The organism is Pseudomonas sp. P4_C1, assembly GCF_056402155.1.
Genome location: NZ_JBFUHY010000004.1, coordinates 119,946 through 139,556, shown reverse-complemented (window position 1 = coordinate 139,556; position 19,611 = coordinate 119,946). Strand labels below are relative to the sequence as shown.

Annotated in this window: 14 protein-coding genes and 1 pseudogene; 10 read left to right on the top strand and 5 right to left on the bottom strand. The window is 59.6% G+C overall.

Features of this window, described 5'->3' with window-relative positions:
- Positions 1 to 204 precede the first annotated feature (204 nt).
- Complete coding sequence (locus AC1DU9_RS04115) at positions 205 to 717, top strand: BRO-N domain-containing protein (protein ID WP_223458277.1); 513 nt, start codon at positions 205 to 207, stop codon at positions 715 to 717.
- A gap of 304 nt (positions 718 to 1,021) precedes the next feature.
- On the opposite strand, the gene AC1DU9_RS04110 is transcribed toward AC1DU9_RS04115, so the two are convergent.
- Positions 1,022 to 1,207: a hypothetical protein gene (locus AC1DU9_RS04110; RefSeq protein ID WP_223458275.1), complete on the bottom strand. Its 186-nt coding sequence runs from the start codon at positions 1,205 to 1,207 to the stop codon at positions 1,022 to 1,024.
- Positions 1,208 to 1,625: 418 nt separating this feature from the next.
- Between AC1DU9_RS04110 and AC1DU9_RS04105 the strand changes: the two genes are divergently transcribed.
- The 7 genes from AC1DU9_RS04105 (at position 1,626) to aauR (ending at position 10,197) form a co-directional block, all read left to right on the top strand.
- Entirely contained in the window at positions 1,626 to 3,254 is a 1,629-nt protein-coding gene (locus tag AC1DU9_RS04105; protein WP_223458273.1) for a glucan biosynthesis protein D, read from the top strand.
- A 277-nt stretch (positions 3,255 to 3,531) separates the two neighbouring features.
- Positions 3,532 to 4,446 (top strand): glutamate/aspartate ABC transporter substrate-binding protein, encoded by a 915-nt coding sequence (locus tag AC1DU9_RS04100; protein ID WP_223458271.1) that lies wholly within the window; start codon positions 3,532 to 3,534, stop codon positions 4,444 to 4,446.
- A 195-nt stretch (positions 4,447 to 4,641) separates the two neighbouring features.
- On the top strand, positions 4,642 to 5,388 hold the full coding sequence (locus tag AC1DU9_RS04095; protein WP_223458269.1) for an amino acid ABC transporter permease: 747 nt from the start codon (positions 4,642 to 4,644) through the stop codon (positions 5,386 to 5,388).
- A complete protein-coding gene (locus AC1DU9_RS04090; RefSeq protein ID WP_223458267.1) occupies positions 5,388 to 6,059 on the top strand; it encodes an amino acid ABC transporter permease in 672 nt (223 codons plus the stop codon). Before AC1DU9_RS04095 ends, AC1DU9_RS04090 begins: the two co-directional genes overlap by 1 nt.
- Positions 6,056 to 6,790: an amino acid ABC transporter ATP-binding protein gene (locus tag AC1DU9_RS04085; RefSeq protein WP_007985725.1), complete on the top strand. Its 735-nt coding sequence runs from the start codon at positions 6,056 to 6,058 to the stop codon at positions 6,788 to 6,790. The genes AC1DU9_RS04090 and AC1DU9_RS04085 overlap by 4 nt, the downstream gene beginning before the upstream one ends.
- A 180-nt stretch (positions 6,791 to 6,970) precedes the next feature.
- Positions 6,971 to 8,872, top strand: coding sequence for a two-component sensor histidine kinase AauS (gene aauS, locus AC1DU9_RS04080; protein WP_223458265.1), 1,902 nt, complete (start codon positions 6,971 to 6,973; stop codon positions 8,870 to 8,872).
- Positions 8,869 to 10,197, top strand: a complete 1,329-nt coding sequence (gene aauR, locus AC1DU9_RS04075) for a two-component response regulator AauR (protein ID WP_223458263.1) — start codon at positions 8,869 to 8,871, stop codon at positions 10,195 to 10,197. The genes aauS and aauR overlap by 4 nt, the downstream gene beginning before the upstream one ends.
- Positions 10,198 to 10,316: 119 nt before the next feature.
- On the opposite strand, the gene AC1DU9_RS04070 is transcribed toward aauR, so the two are convergent.
- Complete coding sequence (locus AC1DU9_RS04070) at positions 10,317 to 11,351, bottom strand: alpha/beta fold hydrolase (RefSeq protein ID WP_223458261.1); 1,035 nt, start codon at positions 11,349 to 11,351, stop codon at positions 10,317 to 10,319.
- Between the two features lie 207 nt (positions 11,352 to 11,558).
- Here AC1DU9_RS04070 and AC1DU9_RS04065 point away from each other — a divergent pair, with 207 nt between their 5' ends.
- Together AC1DU9_RS04065 and metR are read left to right on the top strand one after the other, a co-directional pair.
- On the top strand, positions 11,559 to 17,120 hold the full coding sequence (locus AC1DU9_RS04065) for a dermonecrotic toxin domain-containing protein (protein ID WP_223458259.1): 5,562 nt from the start codon (positions 11,559 to 11,561) through the stop codon (positions 17,118 to 17,120).
- Between the two features lie 199 nt (positions 17,121 to 17,319).
- Complete coding sequence (gene metR, locus AC1DU9_RS04060) at positions 17,320 to 18,237, top strand: transcriptional regulator MetR (RefSeq protein WP_223458257.1); 918 nt, start codon at positions 17,320 to 17,322, stop codon at positions 18,235 to 18,237.
- Between the two features lie 121 nt (positions 18,238 to 18,358).
- Here the strand turns inward: metR and AC1DU9_RS04055 are convergent, their stop codons facing one another.
- From AC1DU9_RS04055 to AC1DU9_RS04045, 3 genes and pseudogenes are all read right to left on the bottom strand, one after another.
- On the bottom strand, positions 18,359 to 18,856 hold the full coding sequence (locus AC1DU9_RS04055) for a GNAT family N-acetyltransferase (RefSeq protein ID WP_223458255.1): 498 nt from the start codon (positions 18,854 to 18,856) through the stop codon (positions 18,359 to 18,361).
- A 2-nt stretch (positions 18,857 to 18,858) separates the two neighbouring features.
- Positions 18,859 to 18,975, bottom strand: a pseudogene (locus AC1DU9_RS04050) (LysE family translocator); the annotation flags it as partial.
- Positions 18,976 to 19,040: 65 nt separating this feature from the next.
- Positions 19,041 to 19,484, bottom strand: a complete 444-nt coding sequence (locus tag AC1DU9_RS04045) for an NUDIX hydrolase (RefSeq protein ID WP_223458253.1) — start codon at positions 19,482 to 19,484, stop codon at positions 19,041 to 19,043.
- Between the last annotated feature and the right edge of the window lie 127 nt (positions 19,485 to 19,611).

The following is a 19,611-nucleotide window of genomic DNA, read 5'->3' as shown; positions in this document are numbered from 1 at the left end:
CATATCAACATGGCGCATCCGCGCCCCCATATGAGCTGGGGCATTTTTTTGCCTTTCAGTTTCGCGTTATGGCGGGCCGTGTGGCGCGGGCCTCTCGGCTTCCATGTTGATCGAGAATGTTCCGACTTCGAACGCCCCACGGTCCGCCACCCAAATCTTTCGAAGGATTAGTGGCGGCTCCTTTCTTCAACATGGAGTCGAGAAATGCACAAGCACACATCACATCCGACTGAAACGCCTTCCTGCTTCATTCCTAAAGTCTTCACCCGCCACAACCGCTTCCTCCACGCTTTCATGCAACACAACCAAGCCTGGTTTTGTGTTCAGGACCTTGGGCGCCTGATGGGCAAACCCCTGAATGAACGGCTCACCCTGAAACTCGACCCCGACCAACGTCGCAGCATCTGGCTGCGCAAGGACGGCAAAACGGTCGATGCCCTGATGGTCAGCGAATCAGGCATGTACGCCTTGCTGGTTCACCACTTCGTTCCGGAAAACCGCAACCTGCGCCAGTGGTTGAGCAACGAAGTCATACCCTCGCTGCGCGACGCCAAATCAGCGCCTGTGGAAAACCGGCCAAGCTTGAGTTCCTTGAATTGGGCCGGAATCTCCGTGCCCTTGCTGCATTACCAACATCACGCCTGGATCAAGTGGCGTGACATGCCTGAGTTGATGCAGGTGCAGCGACCCTTCCCAATCGCCGGCACTTGCCGTTGAAGGGATAAATCGGGCTGATCAAAAAGGGACAGACTCACAGTCCGTCCCTTTGGTTTGAGTCCTCTCAATTAATTGTCCTGCTGAATGAGTTATTTCCACATGAACGAGACTCGCAGCATCAAACGAAACGTCATCGAAATGATTCCATGTGATAGCTCGTTTGCAGAGGCGTATCTCCATAAGCTCGACCAGCAATCAGTCCGACAGCAAGCAATCGACGCCGGCCTAGCCGACGCTGATGCAGGCAGGTTAACCGGCCTGGCCACCGTGAAGGCCAAATGGCTCCCACGGTAACCAGCCTGGCTCAAAACCTCGAAACACTCCTCATCGCATCCACCAGATACCTCATCGCAATCCTGTCGCTCTCCGACAGCTCCCGATAGCGTTCCACCAGTTTCATTTCCTCGCTGTTGAGCCGGCGTCTTCGCCGCCCGCTGGCCAGGCACGGAAAGATTCCCAACAACTCAGTGATGTTCTGTACTTTCGACATGGACGATGTCCTTCTCTAGACGTCAAAGAAACTGCAAAAAACCGCATCGCCCTATCCCTTTTTCAGCAGCCGCTGGGTGCCCACTGAACCGCACCGGTCCGAAGGGCATAAACCGGTCATGTGCACAGAATAGAAATATTCCGGGCGCTGAAAAGCGATTTTTAGAGTAATTAGTCGAAAAAAGCAGAAATGCCCTTTAAATCAGAAACCACTGTCGGAATTATTTCCCGACATGTCTTGTTTCATTGCCGGGCTAGCGCCGTGCCATCAATCAATTTTGCTCTGCAATCGAACGGTTTAAGCTAGCCGGCCTCTGTATAAAAGTCCGTTGCGTTTGGCCGAAGGCATGTCCGAACCGATATTTCTGATCCAGCACGTGCCAGGAACGGCGCGGGATTGTTCACGACAGGTTGTATTTATGCACCGCAGGAACTTGCTCAAAGCCTCCATGGCCATCGCGGCCTACACCGGTTTGTCCGCCACGGGCCTGTTGGCCGCCAAGGCCTGGGCCGCCAGCGGCGGCACCGCTGATGGCGAAGCCACCGCGTTCGATTTCGAGGCACTGAAGCTCCAGGCCAAACAGCTCGCCAGCAATCGCTACCAGGACACCAAGCAACAGTTGCCGCCGACCCTGGCGACCATGACACCGCAGAACTTCAATGCGATCCGCTACGACGGCAATCATTCGTTGTGGAAGGAGCTCAAGGGTCAGCTGGACGTGCAGTTCTTCCACGTCGGCATGGGATTCAAGCAGCCGGTGCGCATGTACAGCGTCGATCCGAAAACCCGGATGGCCCGCGAGGTGCATTTCCACCCGTCGCTGTTCAACTATGAAAACACCACGGTCGACACCGCACAGCTCAAGGGCGACCTGGGCTTCTCCGGCTTCAAGTTGTTCAAGGCCCCGGAACTGGACAAGCACGATGTGGTGTCCTTCCTGGGCGCGAGCTACTTCCGTGCGGTGGATGCCACCGGCCAGTACGGCCTGTCGGCCCGCGGGCTGGCCATCGACACCTACGCCAAAAAGCGCGAAGAATTCCCCGACTTCACCAAGTTCTGGTTCGAGACGCCGGACAAGGACAGCACTCGCTTCGTGGTCTACGCCCTGCTCGACTCGCCGAGCGCCACCGGTGCCTACCGCTTCGATATAGACTGCCAGGCCGAGCGCGTGGTGATGGAGATCGATGCCCACGTCAACGCACGCACCGCCATCGACCAGTTGGGCATCGCGCCGATGACCAGCATGTTCAGTTGCGGCACCCACGAGCGCCGGATGTGCGACACCATTCACCCGCAAATCCATGACTCCGACCGCCTGGCCATGTGGCGCGGCAACGGCGAGTGGATCTGCCGCCCGCTGAATAACCCGGCGACCCTGCAATTCAATGCCTTCGCCGATACCGACCCGAAGGGCTTCGGCCTGGTACAGACCGACCACGAGTTCGCCAGTTATCAGGACACCGTCGACTGGTACAGCCGCCGCCCGAGCCTGTGGGTCGAACCGACCACCGCATGGGGCGAAGGCTCGATCGATCTGCTGGAGATTCCGACCACCGGCGAAACCATGGACAACATCGTCGCCTTCTGGACCCCGAAGAAACCGGTAGCGGCCGGCGATTCGCTGAACTACGGCTACAAACTCTACTGGAGCGCACTGCCCCCGGTCGGTACGCCACTGGCGCGGGTCAATGCGACCCGTTCAGGCATGGGCGGATTCACCGAAGGCTGGGCGCCGGGCGAGCATTACCCGCCAGTCTGGGCGCGGCGGTTTGCCGTGGACTTCACCGGCGGCGGTCTGGACCGTTTGCCCGAAGGCGCCGGTATCGAGCCGGTGGTCACTTGCTCGAACGGCGAGGTCAAGGATTTCAGCGTTCTCAAGCTCGATGACATCAAGGGCTACCGCATCCTGTTTGACTGGTACCCGACCAATGACAGCGTGGAGCCTGTCGAGCTGCGCCTGTTCATCCGCACCAACGACCGCACGCTGAGCGAAACCTGGTTGTATCAGTACTTCCCGCCCGCCCCGGACAAGCGCAAATATCCCTGACAGCCAAGTAGCACCCAACTACCATTCGGTTTTCCGAACGCGACCTGCGGGTCAGTTCGGTTAACCGGATCATCCAACCTCAATATTCGCGCCATAAATATTTAATTTCCTTATAAATCAATAACATGACCTATTGTCACTGGTCTGGCACGAGTCATGCTCTACACTTCTTCGACGAATGTCCTTTGCGCCCTCTCTCAGTAGCGCTCAGGCGATTTGCAGCACAAAAGGGCCGATGAACTGGCTCCATAAAAAAAACAATGTCGAGGAAAATTTGATGCGCATCGTTCCCCACATCCTGGGCGCAGCCATTGCTGCCGCTCTGATCAGCACGCCAGTTTTCGCCGCCGAACTGACCGGCACCCTGAAGAAGATCAAAGAGTCCGGCGTCATCACCCTCGGGCATCGTGACGCTTCCATTCCGTTCTCCTACATCGCGGATGCTTCCGGCAAACCGGTCGGCTACTCCCACGACATCCAGCTGAAAGTCGTCGAAGCGCTGAAAAAAGACCTCGATATGCCGAACCTCCAGGTCAAGTACAACCTGGTGACTTCGCAAACCCGCATCCCGCTGGTGCAGAACGGCACCGTGGACCTGGAGTGCGGCTCCACCACCAACAACGTCGAGCGTCAGCAGCAAGTTGACTTCTCCGTTGGCATCTTCGAAATCGGTACTCGTCTGCTGTCCAAGGCAGACTCCAAGTACAAGGATTTCCCTGACCTGGCCGGCAAGAACGTCGTGACCACCGCCGGCACCACCTCCGAGCGCATCCTCAAGGCGATGAACGCCGACAAGCAGATGGGCATGAACGTCATCTCCGCCAAAGACCATGGCGAATCCTTCCAGATGCTGGAAACCGGCCGTGCCGTGGCTTTCATGATGGACGACGCCCTGCTGGCAGGTGAAGCAGCCAAGGCCAAGAATGCGAAAGACTGGGCAGTGACCGGTACTCCGCAGTCCTACGAAATCTACGGTTGCATGGTGCGCAAAGGCGACGAGCCGTTCAAAAAGGCTGTGGATGACGCCATCAAGGCCACCTACGCATCGGGCGAGATCAACAAGATCTACGAAAAATGGTTCATGCAGCCAATCCCGCCAAAAGGCCTGAACCTGAATTTCCCGATGAGCAACGAGCTCAAGGCCCTGATCGCCAATCCGACCGATAAAGCGGCTGACGACAAGAAATCCTGATTTCTGACTAACCTTATCTCCTGACAGGGCGCATGCCCTTTCAGGAGATGGTCACTCCCTGCTGGCATTTTTTGGAAACACTCGAACCGGTGGCTGTCGAGCCGGGCGCGTGTGCCTGTCCCTCAAGGACAGGCGGGAACGGAGCTTCCCCCAAGCGGGTATTTGTACATCGATCGAATCCGAGGGGAGACCCTAATGAATTACAACTGGGACTGGGGCGTGTTCTTCAAGTCCACCGGCGTGGGCAGCGAGACCTATTTCGACTGGTACGTGACCGGTTTGGGCTGGACCATCGGCATCGCCATCGCGGCCTGGATCATCGCCCTGACACTGGGCTCGATCCTGGGCGTCATGCGTACTGTGCCGAACCGCATCGTATCGGGCATCGCCACCTGCTACGTCGAACTCTTCCGTAACGTGCCGCTACTGGTTCAGCTGTTCATCTGGTACTTCCTGGTACCTGACCTGCTGCCGCCGGACCTGCAAGAGTGGTACAAGCAGGATCTGAACCCGACCACCTCGGCCTTCCTCAGCGTCGTGGTGTGCCTGGGCCTGTTCACTACCGCCCGGGTTTGCGAACAGGTGCGCACCGGTATCCAGGCCCTGCCCAAGGGCCAGGAATCCGCGGCCCGCGCCATGGGTTTCAAGCTGCCGCAGATCTACTGGAACGTGCTGCTGCCCCAGGCCTACCGGATCATCATTCCGCCGCTCACCTCGGAATTTTTGAACGTATTCAAGAACACGTCCGTGGCCTCGCTGATCGGCCTGATGGAACTGCTGGCGCAGACCAAACAGACTGCCGAGTTTTCCGCCAACCTGTTCGAGGCCTTCACCCTGGCAACGCTGATCTACTTCACCCTGAACATGAGCCTGATGCTGCTGATGCGCATGGTCGAGAAGAAAGTCGCCGTACCGGGCCTGATTTCCGTAGGGGGTAAATGATGGAATTCGACTTCTCGGGCATCATCCCGTCCCTGCCGGGCCTGTGGAACGGCATGATCATGACCCTCAAGCTGATGGCCATGGGCGTGGTCGGCGGGATCATCCTCGGCACCATCCTGGCATTGATGCGTCTGTCCCACAGCAAAGTGCTGTCGAACATCGCGGGCGCCTACGTCAACTATTTCCGTTCGATCCCGTTGCTGCTGGTCATCACCTGGTTCTACCTGGCGGTGCCGTTCGTGCTGCGCTGGATCACCGGCGAAGACACGCCGATCGGCGCGTTCGCCTCCTGCATCGTGGCCTTCATGATGTTCGAAGCGGCATACTTCTGCGAAATCGTCCGCGCCGGTGTGCAGTCGATTCCCAAGGGCCAGATGGGCGCTGCCCAGGCGCTGGGCATGACTTATGGCCAGATGATGCGCCTGATCATCCTGCCGCAGGCATTCCGCAAGATGACCCCACTGTTGCTGCAACAGAGCATCATCCTGTTTCAGGACACCTCGCTGGTCTACGCCGTCGGCCTGGTGGACTTCCTCAATGCTTCGCGCGCCAGTGGCGACATCATTGGCCGCTCCAATGAGTTCCTGGTTTTCGCCGGCCTCGTGTACTTCACCATCAGCTTTGCCGCCTCGCGGCTGGTCAAGCGTCTGCAAAAAAGGTTCGCCGTATGATCTCTATCAAAAGCATCAACAAGTGGTATGGGGACTTCCAGGTACTGACTGATTGCAGCACCGAGGTCAAAAAAGGCGAAGTGATCGTGGTGTGCGGGCCGTCCGGTTCCGGCAAATCGACCCTGATCAAGTGCGTCAACGCCCTGGAGCCGTTTCAGAAAGGCGACATCGTGGTCGACGGCACCTCCATCGCCGACCCGAAGACCAACCTGCCGAAACTGCGTTCCCGCGTGGGCATGGTGTTCCAGCACTTCGAGCTGTTCCCGCACCTGACCATTACAGAAAACCTGACCATCGCGCAGATCAAGGTGCTGGGCCGCAGCAAGGAAGAAGCCACCAAAAAAGGCCTGCAACTGCTCGAGCGCGTCGGTCTCTCGGCCCATGCCCACAAGCACCCGGGCCAACTGTCGGGTGGCCAGCAACAGCGCGTGGCGATTGCCCGTGCGCTGGCGATGGACCCGATCGTCATGCTGTTCGACGAACCGACCTCGGCGCTGGACCCGGAAATGGTCAACGAAGTGCTCGACGTGATGGTGCAACTGGCCCACGAAGGCATGACCATGATGTGCGTGACCCACGAAATGGGCTTCGCCCGTAAAGTGGCGGACCGGGTGATCTTCATGGACGCCGGCAAGATCATCGAAGACTGCAAGAAAGAGGAGTTCTTCGGCGACATCAACGCCCGTGCGGATCGTACGCAGCACTTCCTCAACAAGATTCTGCAGCACTAAAAGCACTGGGCAATAGCCAGAAGCCGCACCGCCCCCCTGTGGGAGCGAGCTTGCTCGCGATAGCGGACTGACATTCAACATCAATGTTGACTGTGATGAAGTCATCGCGAGCAAGCTCGCTCCCACGGGGGGCGGCGGAGGCTTGCAGATTTGTGTGGTGGTTGACCCAAGGCATCTGTGATGAAATGCGACTCCAATCTTTATCGCGCAGCAATGCCATCACTCGCCGTGAAACCCCGTCTGGTTCGTCATTTGTTCCTGCCACCGCTGATCATCGCCATGATGATCGGCCTGGGCTATATCGGCTTCTGGGTCAGTGAGCACTATGGCATTCGCAGCCTTGGCGAGAACGGCCAGCGACAGCTGGAACTGCACGCCCGTGCCGTCGAAAGCGAAATCAGCAAATACACCTACCTGCCCAGCCTGCTGGAGCTCGAAACCAGCGTTTCGCAGTTGCTGGCCGACCCGACCCCGGAACACCGGCAAACGGTCAACGATTACCTCGAAGGCCTGAACCGGCGCAGCCGCAGTCGGGCCATCTACGTGATGGACACCACCGGCCGCGTCATGGCCACCAGCAACTGGCGCGACGTCGACAGTTACCTGGGTGAAGACCTGTCCTTTCGCGCCTATTTCCAGAACGCCGTACGTGGTCAGCCCGGGCGCTTCTACGGCATCGGCAGTACCAACGGCGAACCCGGCTACTACCTGGCCCATGGACTGGAAGAACACGGCAAGATCATCGGCGTCGCGGTGGTCAAGGTACGCCTGGAAGCCATGGAAGAACGCTGGCAGCGGGCGCGCCTGGAAGCCTTCGTCAGCGACGAGAACGGCATCATCATTCTGTCCAGCGATCCGGCTCGGCGTTTGAAATCGGTGGTGCCGCTGAGCGAAGAAACCAAGGAAAAACTCGCCCGCAGCCTGCAGTACTACTGGTTCCCGCTCAACGAACTGCAACCGCTGGCCCGGGAAACCCTGTCCGAAGGCGTGGAAAAACTCACGTTCCCGGCCAACAGCGAACTGGCGTCCGACGATGAAAACATCAGTTACCTGGCGCAAACCCGGCCGCTCGGCGATACGCCGTGGAACTTCACCCTGCTCACGCCGCTCCAGGATTTGCGTCGCGAAGCGATCAACCAGGGGATCCTGGTGGCCGTGGCGTTTGCCCTCTGTGCCTTTCTGTTGATCGCCTGGAACGAGCGGCGCAAGGTGATCGCCACCCGTCTTGCGGCCCGGGAAGCCTTGCAGGAAGCCAACAACCAGCTGGAGCGTCGGATTACCGAACGCACCACCGACCTGCGAGCCAGCAACGAACGGCTCAAGGGGCAGATCCGCGAGCGCCGGCTCGCCGAAGAGACTTTGCGCCGCGCCCAGGATGAACTGGTGCAGGCCGGAAAACTCGCGGCCATCGGCCAGATGTCCACCAGTATCGCCCACGAACTGAACCAGCCGCTGGCGGCGCTGCGCACCTTGTCCGGCAATACCGTGCGCTTCCTCGAACGTGGCCAGCTCGACGTGGCCAGCACCAACCTCAAGACCATCAACGAACTGATCGACCGCATGGGCCGGATTACCGCCAGCCTGCGCTCGTTCGCCCGGCGCGGTGACGACAAGGGCCAGGCCTGCCTCGGCAAAGCGGTGGACGCGGCCCTGCAATTGCACGGTGCACGGGTGGAAAACACCCCTCTGCAATTGCACCGCCATTTCGAAGCCGTGCAGGTGCAGATCGACCAGACCCGCCTGGAGCAGATTCTGGTCAACCTCATCGGCAACGCCCTCGACGCCATGCAAGCGCAGCCGCAACCCGAACTGTGGCTCGAAGGCGAAGCGTTCGATGGCAAATACCGCCTGCGCGTGCGAGACAACGGCCATGGCATCGACGCCGAAGCGCGCAAGCACCTGTTCGAACCCTTCTTCACCACCAAACCCGGCGAACAGGGCCTGGGCCTTGGCCTGACCCTTTCCGCCAGCCTGGCCGCCGCCACCGGCGGGCATCTGGGTGTCGAGCACCCGGCCAGCGGTGGTACTACATTCGTCCTCAGTTTACCGTTGGTAAGCCCCACTCCCGCCGAGCCAATATGAATAACGACCTTAGTGTATTGATCGTCGAAGACGACCCCCATGTGCTGCTCGGCTGCCAACAGGCGCTGACCCTGGAAGACATTCCCTGCATTGGCGTGGGCAGCGCCGAAGAAGCCCTGGAGCAGGTCGGCGACAATTTTGCCGGCATCGTCGTCAGCGACATTCGCCTGCCGGGCATCGACGGCCTGGAATTGCTGACCCGGCTCAAGGCCCGCGACCGCAGCCTGCCGGTGGTGCTGATCACCGGGCACGGTGACATCTCCATGGCCGTCGGCGCGATGCAGAAAGGCGCCTACGACTTCATGGAAAAGCCGTTCTCCCCGGAGCGCCTGGTGGACGTGGCCCGCCGCGCCCTGGAGCAACGCAGCCTGGCACGGGAAGTGTCGTCGCTGCGCCGGCAACTGGCCGAGCGCGACTCCCTCGAAGGGCGGATCATCGGACGCTCGCCGGCCATGCAGAACCTGCGGGAACTGATTGCCAACGTCGCCGATACCTCGGCCAACGTGCTGATCGAAGGCGAGACCGGCACCGGCAAGGAGTTGGTCGCGCGCTGCCTGCATGATTTCAGCCGGCGGCACACCAAGCAGTTCGTCGCGCTGAACTGCGGTGGCCTGCCGGAGAACCTGTTCGAAAGCGAAATCTTCGGCCACGAAGCCAACGCCTTTACCGGCGCGGGCAAACGGCGGATCGGCAAGATCGAACACGCCGACGGCGGCACGCTGTTCCTCGACGAAGTGGAAAGCATGCCCCTGCCCTTGCAGATCAAACTGCTGCGGGTGTTGCAGGAACGCACCCTCGAACGCCTCGGTTCGAACCAGAGCGTAGCGGTGGATTGCCGGGTGATCGCGGCGACCAAATCCGACCTCGTCGCGTCGAGCAAGGCCGGTGAATTCCGCAGCGACCTGTACTACCGCCTCAACGTGGTGACCCTGGAACTGCCGCCATTGCGCGAGCGCCGTGAGGACATCCTGCAACTGTTCGAACACTTTTTGCAGCAGTCGTCCCTGCGCTTCGACCGCGCGGTGCCGGAGCTGGACAACCAGACCGTTTCGAACCTGATGAGCCACGACTGGCCGGGCAACGTGCGTGAACTGCGCAACGTTGCCGAGCGCTTTGCCCTGGGCCTGCCGGCGTTCAAGAAAACCGGTGCCGGCGGTGGCAATCAGGGCCTGGCCTTTGCCGAAGCGGTGGAAGCGTTCGAACGCAACCTGCTCAGCGATGCCTTGCAACGCAGCGGCGGCAACCTGACCCAGGCCAGCCAGGAACTGGGCATGGCCAAGACCACGCTGTTCGACAAAGTGAAAAAATACGGGTTGAGCCACTGATGGACCATGCATTCTGTGGGAGCGAGCTTGCTCGCGATAGCGCCGGATCAGTCGACATCATCGTTGGCTGAAACACCGCTATCGCGAGCAGGCTCGCTCCTACAGGTGATCGGGGGGGGTTAGAGGAGGTTACGATCGGCCACCGGCTCGATCTGCGCCCAGTGCGAAGTGTCTTCACGGTGCTCGCGCAAGTACGGCAACACCGCCGCCAGCAACGGCGCCTTGAACGCCTCCTGGAAGCGATGGGCCAGGCCCGGAATCAGGATCAATTGGCTGCCTCGCAGATGCGCCGCCAGATGCACCCCGTGCATCACCGGCAACAACGGGTCGGCCGTGCCATGCACCACCAGCGCCGGCACCCGCAACTGATTGAGCAGGGTCACCCGGCTCGGTTCGGCGAGAATGGCCATGATCTGGCGTTTTACGCCTTCGGGATTGAACGCCCGGTCATAGGACAGCGCCGCCTGATGCAGCAGCACCTGGCGATCATCGGTGACCATCGGGCTGCCCAGCGCCGCCAGCAAGTCGGCCTGTTGCTCCAGGGCCACTTCGCGGCTCGGCGCACCGCGCCGGGACAACAACTGCACCAGCGCCGCACTCGGTGCCGGCAAGCCTTCGGCGCCGGAGGTAGTCATGATCAGGGTCAGGCTCTCGACCCGTTGCGGCGCCATGGCCGCCATGTGCTGGGCGATCATCCCGCCCATGCTGGCGCCCAACACGTGGAATTGATCGATGTGCAGGGCGTCCATCAAGCCCAGGCCATCGTCAGCCATGTCCGTCAGCGAGTACGGCGACGACACCGGCAATCCGAGTTTGTAGCGCAGCACTTCGAAGGTCAGGTTGGCTTCGGCCGGTGCTTGCCGCCAAGTCGACAGGCCGACATCGCGATTGTCATAACGAATCACCCGGAACCCCTGCTGGCACAGGGCGACCACCACCTCGTCCGGCCAGTGAATCAACTGCCCGCCCAGGCCCATCACCAGCAGCAATGCCGGATCGGACGCACGGCCGATGCTCTGGTACGCCAGGCTTACCTGGGCCAGATCCACCCGTTCGGTCGGAACATTGACGTCGCAACGAGAAGCCGCCAAGGACGGCAGGCCGAACAACAACGCGGCCAAAAATACGATTCGTGAAAAGAATGAAGCGCCCATGAAAAAACACCAAAACGCAGAACCCCAGTAGAGCGCGAGTCTGATGAAGTTTGTTCAAGCGCGCTGCCACAGTTGCGTGACAGTTTGATGAATGTCGCTGAATGGTCGGTGCGGTAACTATGTAGTGCCAATGGCCCGCTGGAGTTTCCTTAAATGGCTCAACCAAGGAGTAGATCCACTGCTCCCCGTACACCGAGCCATACTGCCATGACCGATAGACTGCTCTTCGACCTGCCCTTCCCGGCGCAGGCTGTCATACCACCCTTTTCCCCGTTGCCGTCCCTCCCCGACGAAAGCCTGTTTCTGAAAGCCTCGGCACGCTGGCGGGACAGCAGCCAGGGCTTGCGCGAGCTGATGGCCGACAGTCCGGGAATCCGCGACACGCTCGATCAACTGCTCAAACAGGAACTGGATCTGGACGGGCAACAGGCCGGCTTGCTCTTCGTCGCCACGGATGAACAGCCGGAACATTTTGTCAGCTTTACCCAGGCCTGCGCCTTCGTCCTGCAACACCCGACGCTGGAGACAACACTGGATCAGGGCTGCACAGTGACCGGCCTGGATCAAGCCCACACCTTGTCGTCCCTGACCCCGCTGCAAATGCTCGAACGACTCAAGACGCTTGACCCGGTACAGGCACACAGCGAACGCTGGGTAACCTTCTGGGACAAGCGTGCTGCCGGCACTGCGGTGTCGCGAAAAGAACGGGCCACGCAGCTGTACCGTCAACATTTCGAGGCGGCCGCTCACTTGGCATTGGCCCGAAAAACCCTGACGGCAGAACAGTTCAAACCCCTGCAACTGCTCATCGACCCGCCCGCCGGAGCGCTGACACTGGACAACCAGCCCGTCCACACCGAGCAACTGGCGCTGATCTTGAGCAACGGCAGCAAAATCAAACCCAAAGGTGCGTGGGTCATCAGCGTGGGGGACCCGGCAACGGTCGCCCAATGGCTGTATCTGCCCAGCCGGCCCGTCGCCATCCAGCGATTCAATACCCGCAGCGACATGGAAACCTGGCTGTCCCTGCAGACACTCGTTCCCACCGGCTTGCCCACCGACAACATTCGTTATGAATACACCGCCCAGACAGACCCTATGGTCGTGGGTGCCAGCGGGCTGTTTGCGGACCTGTCGCAGTCCCAGGTCACCGCCCTGCGTCATGGAACGCCCGGTAAATCCGGGCTGGCGGCGCATGGCGCGCAATCGCTGGTCCAGGCTGACCGGACCGATCAGCAGCGCAGCCACCTCACCGTCTTCGCCTCACCCCCCAAGCTGGAAGGGGTCGATGACGCTGCCGAGACCGATCAAACATCACTGTTCGGCAGCCTCTATCCCGATATCCCCTGGTCCTTGCGCCAGTCGACACTGAAAAAACAGCGCGATGCACTCGAAACACTGATCGAAGAGGCTGGCGAGGGTGAGGGCCTGAAACCGTTCAAGGACTCGCTCAAAGCCCTGGAAACCGCTGAACAAGCGGCCGACAAGGCTGCTTCTGGCTTGCTGAATCGGTCGCGAGTAGCGGATCTGGTCACCTTCCAGAGTGAGTTCACCGCCCTGCACAGCGCCCATAAGGCTGGATTGCACGCCGAGGCTGCGCTGCAATCAACCCTCAAGCAAATGGACGACTATGATTGCAGTCTGCTCAAGGCCCTGCTGGATACTCCCGACGATCCCGGCCCCGACGCAGTGGCGGCCAGCATAACTCTGTCAATGAGCCAACAGGACGGCGACAAGACCACGGTCAACACTCAGGCACTCAACGGCGCATTTATCGTGACCCGAGCGGATGCGCTGACCGAAGCCGACTCACCGCACAGCGTGCTGCTCTACTGGATCGGCACCGGTGGTGGCCTGCAACGGTTCGCCAACCGTCGCGAGCTGGAACGCCAGGTATTCAAGATTCACGATCGAAATACCGGGCTGACGGTGCTGCTAAAAAAAATCACCGGCGACGCGCTCTTGTATGGCCTGGATCAATTGACCAGCGGCTTCGAAGAACAGGCCGGTGCAATTCGCCAGCGTCACGTCGGAGCGGCCGCGGACGCTCAAAGGGACGAACAGCTGGAGATATTGCGTAAAAAAACACTCGCCACCTTGCAGGTTCCAGTGCACGCCGCCAGAAACCTGGCCTTCGCCCATCTGCAGGAGCAACGCCAAAGCGCGACCCTGGCATCCAACCTGCCCGGCTGGCTCAGCAAACTGACCGAGGACGATCGTAACGGACTCAGGAGCCTGATCGAGACCTATATCCCGGCGATGAAACGCAGCCACGCGCTGATGACCATCGCCCTGGAATCGCGCGATGACTTCACGCGCAAACACTTGCATGCCCGTCTGCGCAAGGATTTCTCGATCGAGGGCAGTTTCGATGTGCAGATCGATTTGCCTGATTCGGTGAAATGGGAAAAGCGATTCGATCCCGCGCCTGGACATTCCGGCTACAAACTCGCACTGATTCCCAGCACCACACGCAGCAAAATGGCCCTGGATGAGTTGGCTCAACTCAACATCGACAACACCCCGTCGATGAACCTGGAGCCGCTTTCACTGCAACTGGGCTTCATGCGGGTGGAGGTCACGACGGCGGATGCAACCGAGCGTCAGACCCTGACCAGCGGCATTACCCGTGACTATCTGAAACGCGTCCTGCCGGAACTCGATTTGCCCAAGACCTATGAACAACTGATCCACGACGCTTTCATGGGGGCGACCACCGAGCCCGTTTTCGTCAGGGAGCATCGCCGTGAAAGCCTGATCGAACCTTGGGCACTGATGCTGAAGCTGCAAGGCGAATTCGCCCGCCTGCAACAACACATCAACCAGAACGACCTGAATATCCTGAAGATCGCCATCGACGCAAGCACCTCCCAAGCGTGGAAAGCCGATGGCAAGCGCATCGTATTGCTGCCGGCCTGCTTGACCCCGGGTGGCAAGGACACGCCCAATGAAGGCTCCGTCACCTTGTCGGGCGTGACCTTCATCGAAGAACAGATCAGCGGCGTAACGTTGCTGTACCTGCCCGACAGCCCCGACGACCAATTCCTGCGTCACTACGACAGCCTGGAAGCGGCGCGCAAGGCCCTGTTCAATCTGTGCCTGCATGACAAATGGGTCACCTACCTGGCGGGCCGGGCCTTGCAGGGCAGCGTGCCGGCTCATGAAAGCCGCATCAAACAGGCCATGCTGAAAAACTTCGACGCAATGATCGGTGTTGGCGTGAGCTGGCCGGCGACCACCTCACTGGCCGCCCATCTGCTCAATGCGCATATGGGGCGCCTGATCGAGGCCCATCGCGGCACATCCCGCTCCAACGATGCACTGTACATGGAGCGTCACGCCTTGAAAGGCCCGCGCGCCTTCAATTACATAAAAATGGCGATGGGAATGCTGCCTTTCATTGGCAGCGCTTTCGCCCTCTACGATGCCTGGACCAGCGCGAACCAGGCGGTGGCGGCCTTTTTGCGCGGAGAGGTGGGAGATGGCCTGGCGGAAGTCGAATCGATGCTGGTGTCGCTGATCGACGCCGCCATGGATCTGTTGCCCGGTGAAGCAGCATTCTCGGTCGGCTCCAAGGCGGCTCGCTCACTGACGCGCACTCGCCAGCTGCATAAGTTAGCCAGGCATGGAGCCGCGATGCATGGCATCTCGCAGCGCCAGGCCCGACATGTCGTGGCACGCTTCGCCGGTTACGACTATGAAAAACCGATCTCGCTCAGCGGTTTGCAGCCAGCCGCTCACGGCCTCTACCGTGGCATTTACCGGCATGTCGACGGCGACTTCATCGTGCGCCAAGGGCGCATCTTTCAGGTTGAACTCAGCAAGGACTCACGCAATTGGCGCTTGTTCGGTAACGCCCAAAAAACCTACAAACAGCCGATTGCCCTGGATGAAACAGGTCATTGGGATACCTGGTTCGGGGTCTACGGGACGACCTTCGAAGGCGGCGGGCTTGGTGGAGGTCAAGTGTTCGGGCTGCTGGCAGATTCGCTCGATCAGGTCTGGCCGCAGGTCATTCGCGAACGGTTGCCGCGCTGGTGGGCCGATCAAAGATTTCGCCGCCAACATCAGTTGACCGAGACAGCCGATGATCTTGCTTACCAACTTGATGCCCGAATCAAGAAAAACAATGAAACGATCGACCAATACCACGAAGCCGCGGCAGAAAATCGCCCGGCATTGATGCCCGCTGTCGAAGCCGTGTGTATCAGCGATATTGAAACAGCCACCCGCCGATACGACGCGCTGGTTGAGTTGGAACCGCTGACTCAAGCAAGAAAAGAGCGCACCGTGATCGAGGGGCAAAGCAGCACCGCCTGGTTGATAGCGGATCGCTACAGACAACGAGCGATTTTTGCCTCCCACAGTAGCATCCCGTTGACGCAACGGATTTCCGTGCTGAGCGCGAAACTGGACGAGTTACCAAGGGAGGCACTCAGCCAGCGTTTGAGCTTACTGGAGGAAATCCGCAAATTGCGCATGGAGTTCGTACGCAAGCTGGATCAAATGGAGGTATTCAAGGGCGATGTCAACCGTTGGTACGATCGCATCCGCATCAAAAAAGACAAAGACTGCATAAGGCGCGATGTCGAGCATTTGAACGCAAAGCTCAGTGAAAGCAATGTGGTTTATCTGAGAACCGCCAACTACCTGGAAATTGTCAAACACTACGCCAGGACCAGCGATACCTCCTGGCTTTACCTGCAAGGACAGACGCAGGAGCTTCGTGCCAAGGTCGATCGCGCCTTGTATACGCAAGACAGCCTCCCGGAAGTGAGCGTCACGCGGGAACAACGTAACCAGATCCTCCAGGACTGCATTACGCTGTACACGCAATTTCGTCGCGAAATGAAAATCTGGACCACCAGCTACCCGCAACATTTCCATATGGAGGCGGTTGAACCGTTGCTGAGCGGAATCGAAAAGATGACTGAGTGGGCCCGCAAGGGTATTGATCAACCCGCCCCGGCGGCACCTGCGGGGAAAATCGAGAAGAAGGTCTTCCCCACCGAAGACAACCAGTGGCTGATCGGAGTTGAAAAGTGGGACAAGAAAAAGACAAAGCGGCATTTCGAAGTAAACGAGGGGGAAGTCTGGGAACCAACCGGTGATGGCAAGTTCCGCCAGTTGAATCCGACGGTCGAAACACCGGCACCGGTTCCAATGGATCTTGCAACGCTGGTGGACGAAGCCCAAAAGCGCCTGGATTTTCAGCCAACGTATCAGTCCAGGGTTGATACCTATGCCGATCAAGACATGCTCCCGGTTGACCTGGAACACATGATGGTCAGCGAAGCAGGCGAACTCAGCCGCCGCGCCGATCGCATCCAGGCGATAGATGCTCAAAACCCACTCATTCGACAGCTGCGCGACAAGGCCGGAGCACTTACAAATACCGGACGGGAAATGCGCACCCGGCAGTCGCTGACCACCAAAAAACCCACGGATGGGATGCTCGAAGATCTGCTCGATCAGAACGCCGTCGACATCCGTAAAACCAGCCAGCTCAAGAACCTCGGTAAACGCAAGGACGGTCGCAACGACTACATGCAGGAATACGAAATCTGGGATCTTACGCTCGAGCCTGCCGCAATACTGTGGTATGCGCACTTTCATTACTCCAGCGCAACGCCGGCGCTGCGACAATTCGAGAAAGCTCACTTGAAGCTGCCTGCGCACCGGTTTCTGACTCATGCTGACAACGCGGACCTACCCTACGCGGATATCGGTAAACGGTCAGGTGTCGTTGCTCACTTCGAAGGGCTTTGAGTCCTGCGTCCAGTCATCCTGGAATGTTCGCTGATCTAAAAAACCGTTGAGCAGGAAAGCTCAACGGTTTTTTGTCCATGATGAATGTTTGCTCCATAAAAGTTGCTGTAAAACATGGCGACATTGTCGACACTCAAGCCAACATGAGACAAACTCAACCTTTTCGTATTGATCACAAGTTTCACTCATGGAGCCACCGGTGCTTGAAATCCGTCACCTGAAGACCCTGCACGCCTTGCGCGAAGCTGACAGCCTGGTGGATGCGGCCGATCGCCTGCACCTGACCCAGTCGGCCCTGTCTCACCAGTTCAAAGAACTGGAAGAGCGCATGGGCATGCCGTTGTTCGTGCGCAAGACCAAACCGGTGCGGTTCACCAGCGCCGGTCTGCGCCTGCTGCAATTGGCCGACGCCACCCTGCCGCTGTTGCGCGCTGCCGAGCGCGACATCAGTCGCCTGGCCGGGGGCACCGCTGGTCGCCTGCACATGGCCATCGAATGCCACAGTTGCTTCCAGTGGCTGATGCCGACCATCGACCAGTTCCGCGATGCCTGGCCGGAAGTCGAGCTGGACCTGGCCTCGGGCTTCTCTTTCGCCCCGCTGCCGGCCTTGGCCCGTGGCGATCTGGACCTGGTGGTGACCTCCGACCCGCTGGATCTGGCCGGGATCACCTATGTACCGCTGTTCACTTATGAAGCGATGCTCGCGGTGGCCAATCAGCACCGCCTGGCCAGCAAGGCCTATATCGTCCCGGAAGACCTGCTCCCGGAAACCTTGATCACCTACCCGGTGGAACGGGATCGGCTGGACATCTTCACCCGCTTCCTCGAACCCGCCGACATCGAACCGGCCCAGGTCCGCACCTCGGAGCTGACGGTGATGATGATGCAACTGGTGGCCAGCGGTCGCGGCGTGTGCGGCATGCCCCATTGGGCACTGCATGAGTACAGCTCACGGGGCTACGTGAAAGCCAAGCGGCTGGGTGAGAAAGGTTTGTTCGCGACGTTGTATGCGGCAATCCGTGCCGACATGCTGGATGCACCGTACATGCGCGACTTCTTGCTGACGGCCAAGGACACGTCGTTTTCGACATTGGATGGGGTTAGCGCAGTTCGATAGAGCGACACATATCCCTGTGGGAGCGAGCTTGCTCGCGATCGCGGTCTGACATTCAACATCTGCATTGACTGACACGCCGCCATCGCGAGCAAGCTCGCTCCCACAGGGTATTGTGGTGTTCTTAGAGCTCGCGCCACATGTGGATCTTGTCGAAATAATCCTCCCCTACCCGCACAGCCATCGGTTCCAGGCCGAACTGGACGAAGCCGCAGCGCTGGTAGAGGTTGAACGCGGCATCATTGCCGGCGGTGACGGTCAACTGGATCAGGCGCAAACCCGCATGGCTCTGCGCCTCGGCCAAGGCAGCCTGAACCAGCAGATAGCCGAGCCCGCGCTGGCGGACCGTCGGCGAGACGTACATGCCAAATAGCGTCACCTTGTGCAGGGCCTTTTCCCTTGGCTCGAACGCGAGGCCGACGATGCCGGCCAACCGGCCTTCCTCAAACGCCCCGAGCACCACGTCCAGCTTGCCGCTCAGGCGCGACTCCCACCAGCTCAGCGGCATCACCGCTCGCTCGCGCACACTCGAGGTGAAGGCCTGCGGGTGCAAGTCGTAGGCTTCGAGCATCAGCGCCCGGTAGTCCAGGGCATGGCTGACATCCAGGCGTTCGATCCACATGCTCAAGCCATCCGTTTTTGCTCAAGCATCAGCCGCAGCGCCAGTGCCGACAATACGAAGCCCATGAAATAGCGCTGCATCGCCAGCCAGGACGGATTGTTGACGAACCAGGATGCAACGCGGCAGCGGCAAAAATCAGTAGGTCCTGAAGGCGGGATCATGGGCGAGGTCCTTTGCGTGATGATCAGGCGATCGCGGTCAGCGATGCCCGATAAAACGGCAGGATCAGGTCCCGTGTCAATGGCGCCAGGCTGACACCGCCATCGGTGGCGGGGTCGATCCAGATCACTTCTTCGATCTCTGCTTCCGGGGTGACATCTGAATCAATATTCAGCTGAAAGAGTTCGGCGTGTACGACAAAACCCGGCTCGTTGGCGGCCGGTGCCGAGAAGTGACCGAGGTAAACGGCCTGCGCCGGGTCGATGTCCAGACCCAGTTCTTCTTCCAGTTCCCGGGCCAGGGCGTGGACCGGCAATTCATGAGGCTCGATCTTGCCACCCGGCTGCATGAACGCCGTGGTGCCGCGCTTGCGCACCAACAGTGTGCGGCCATCAGGGCCGATCAGCAGGGCGGCGGCAATGCGGATGAGCCTGGAATGATTGAGTGAAACATTTATAGAAGAAGACATCGCTGACCACAGGTCCATGTTGAGGGATGCACAGAATCCCATGCCTTCAAAACTCGGCCAAGAGTGAATCCGGAACTCTCCGCCAACAAGCCCGGAAATTTCCCACGAGCGACTTTGGTAGCGTGTT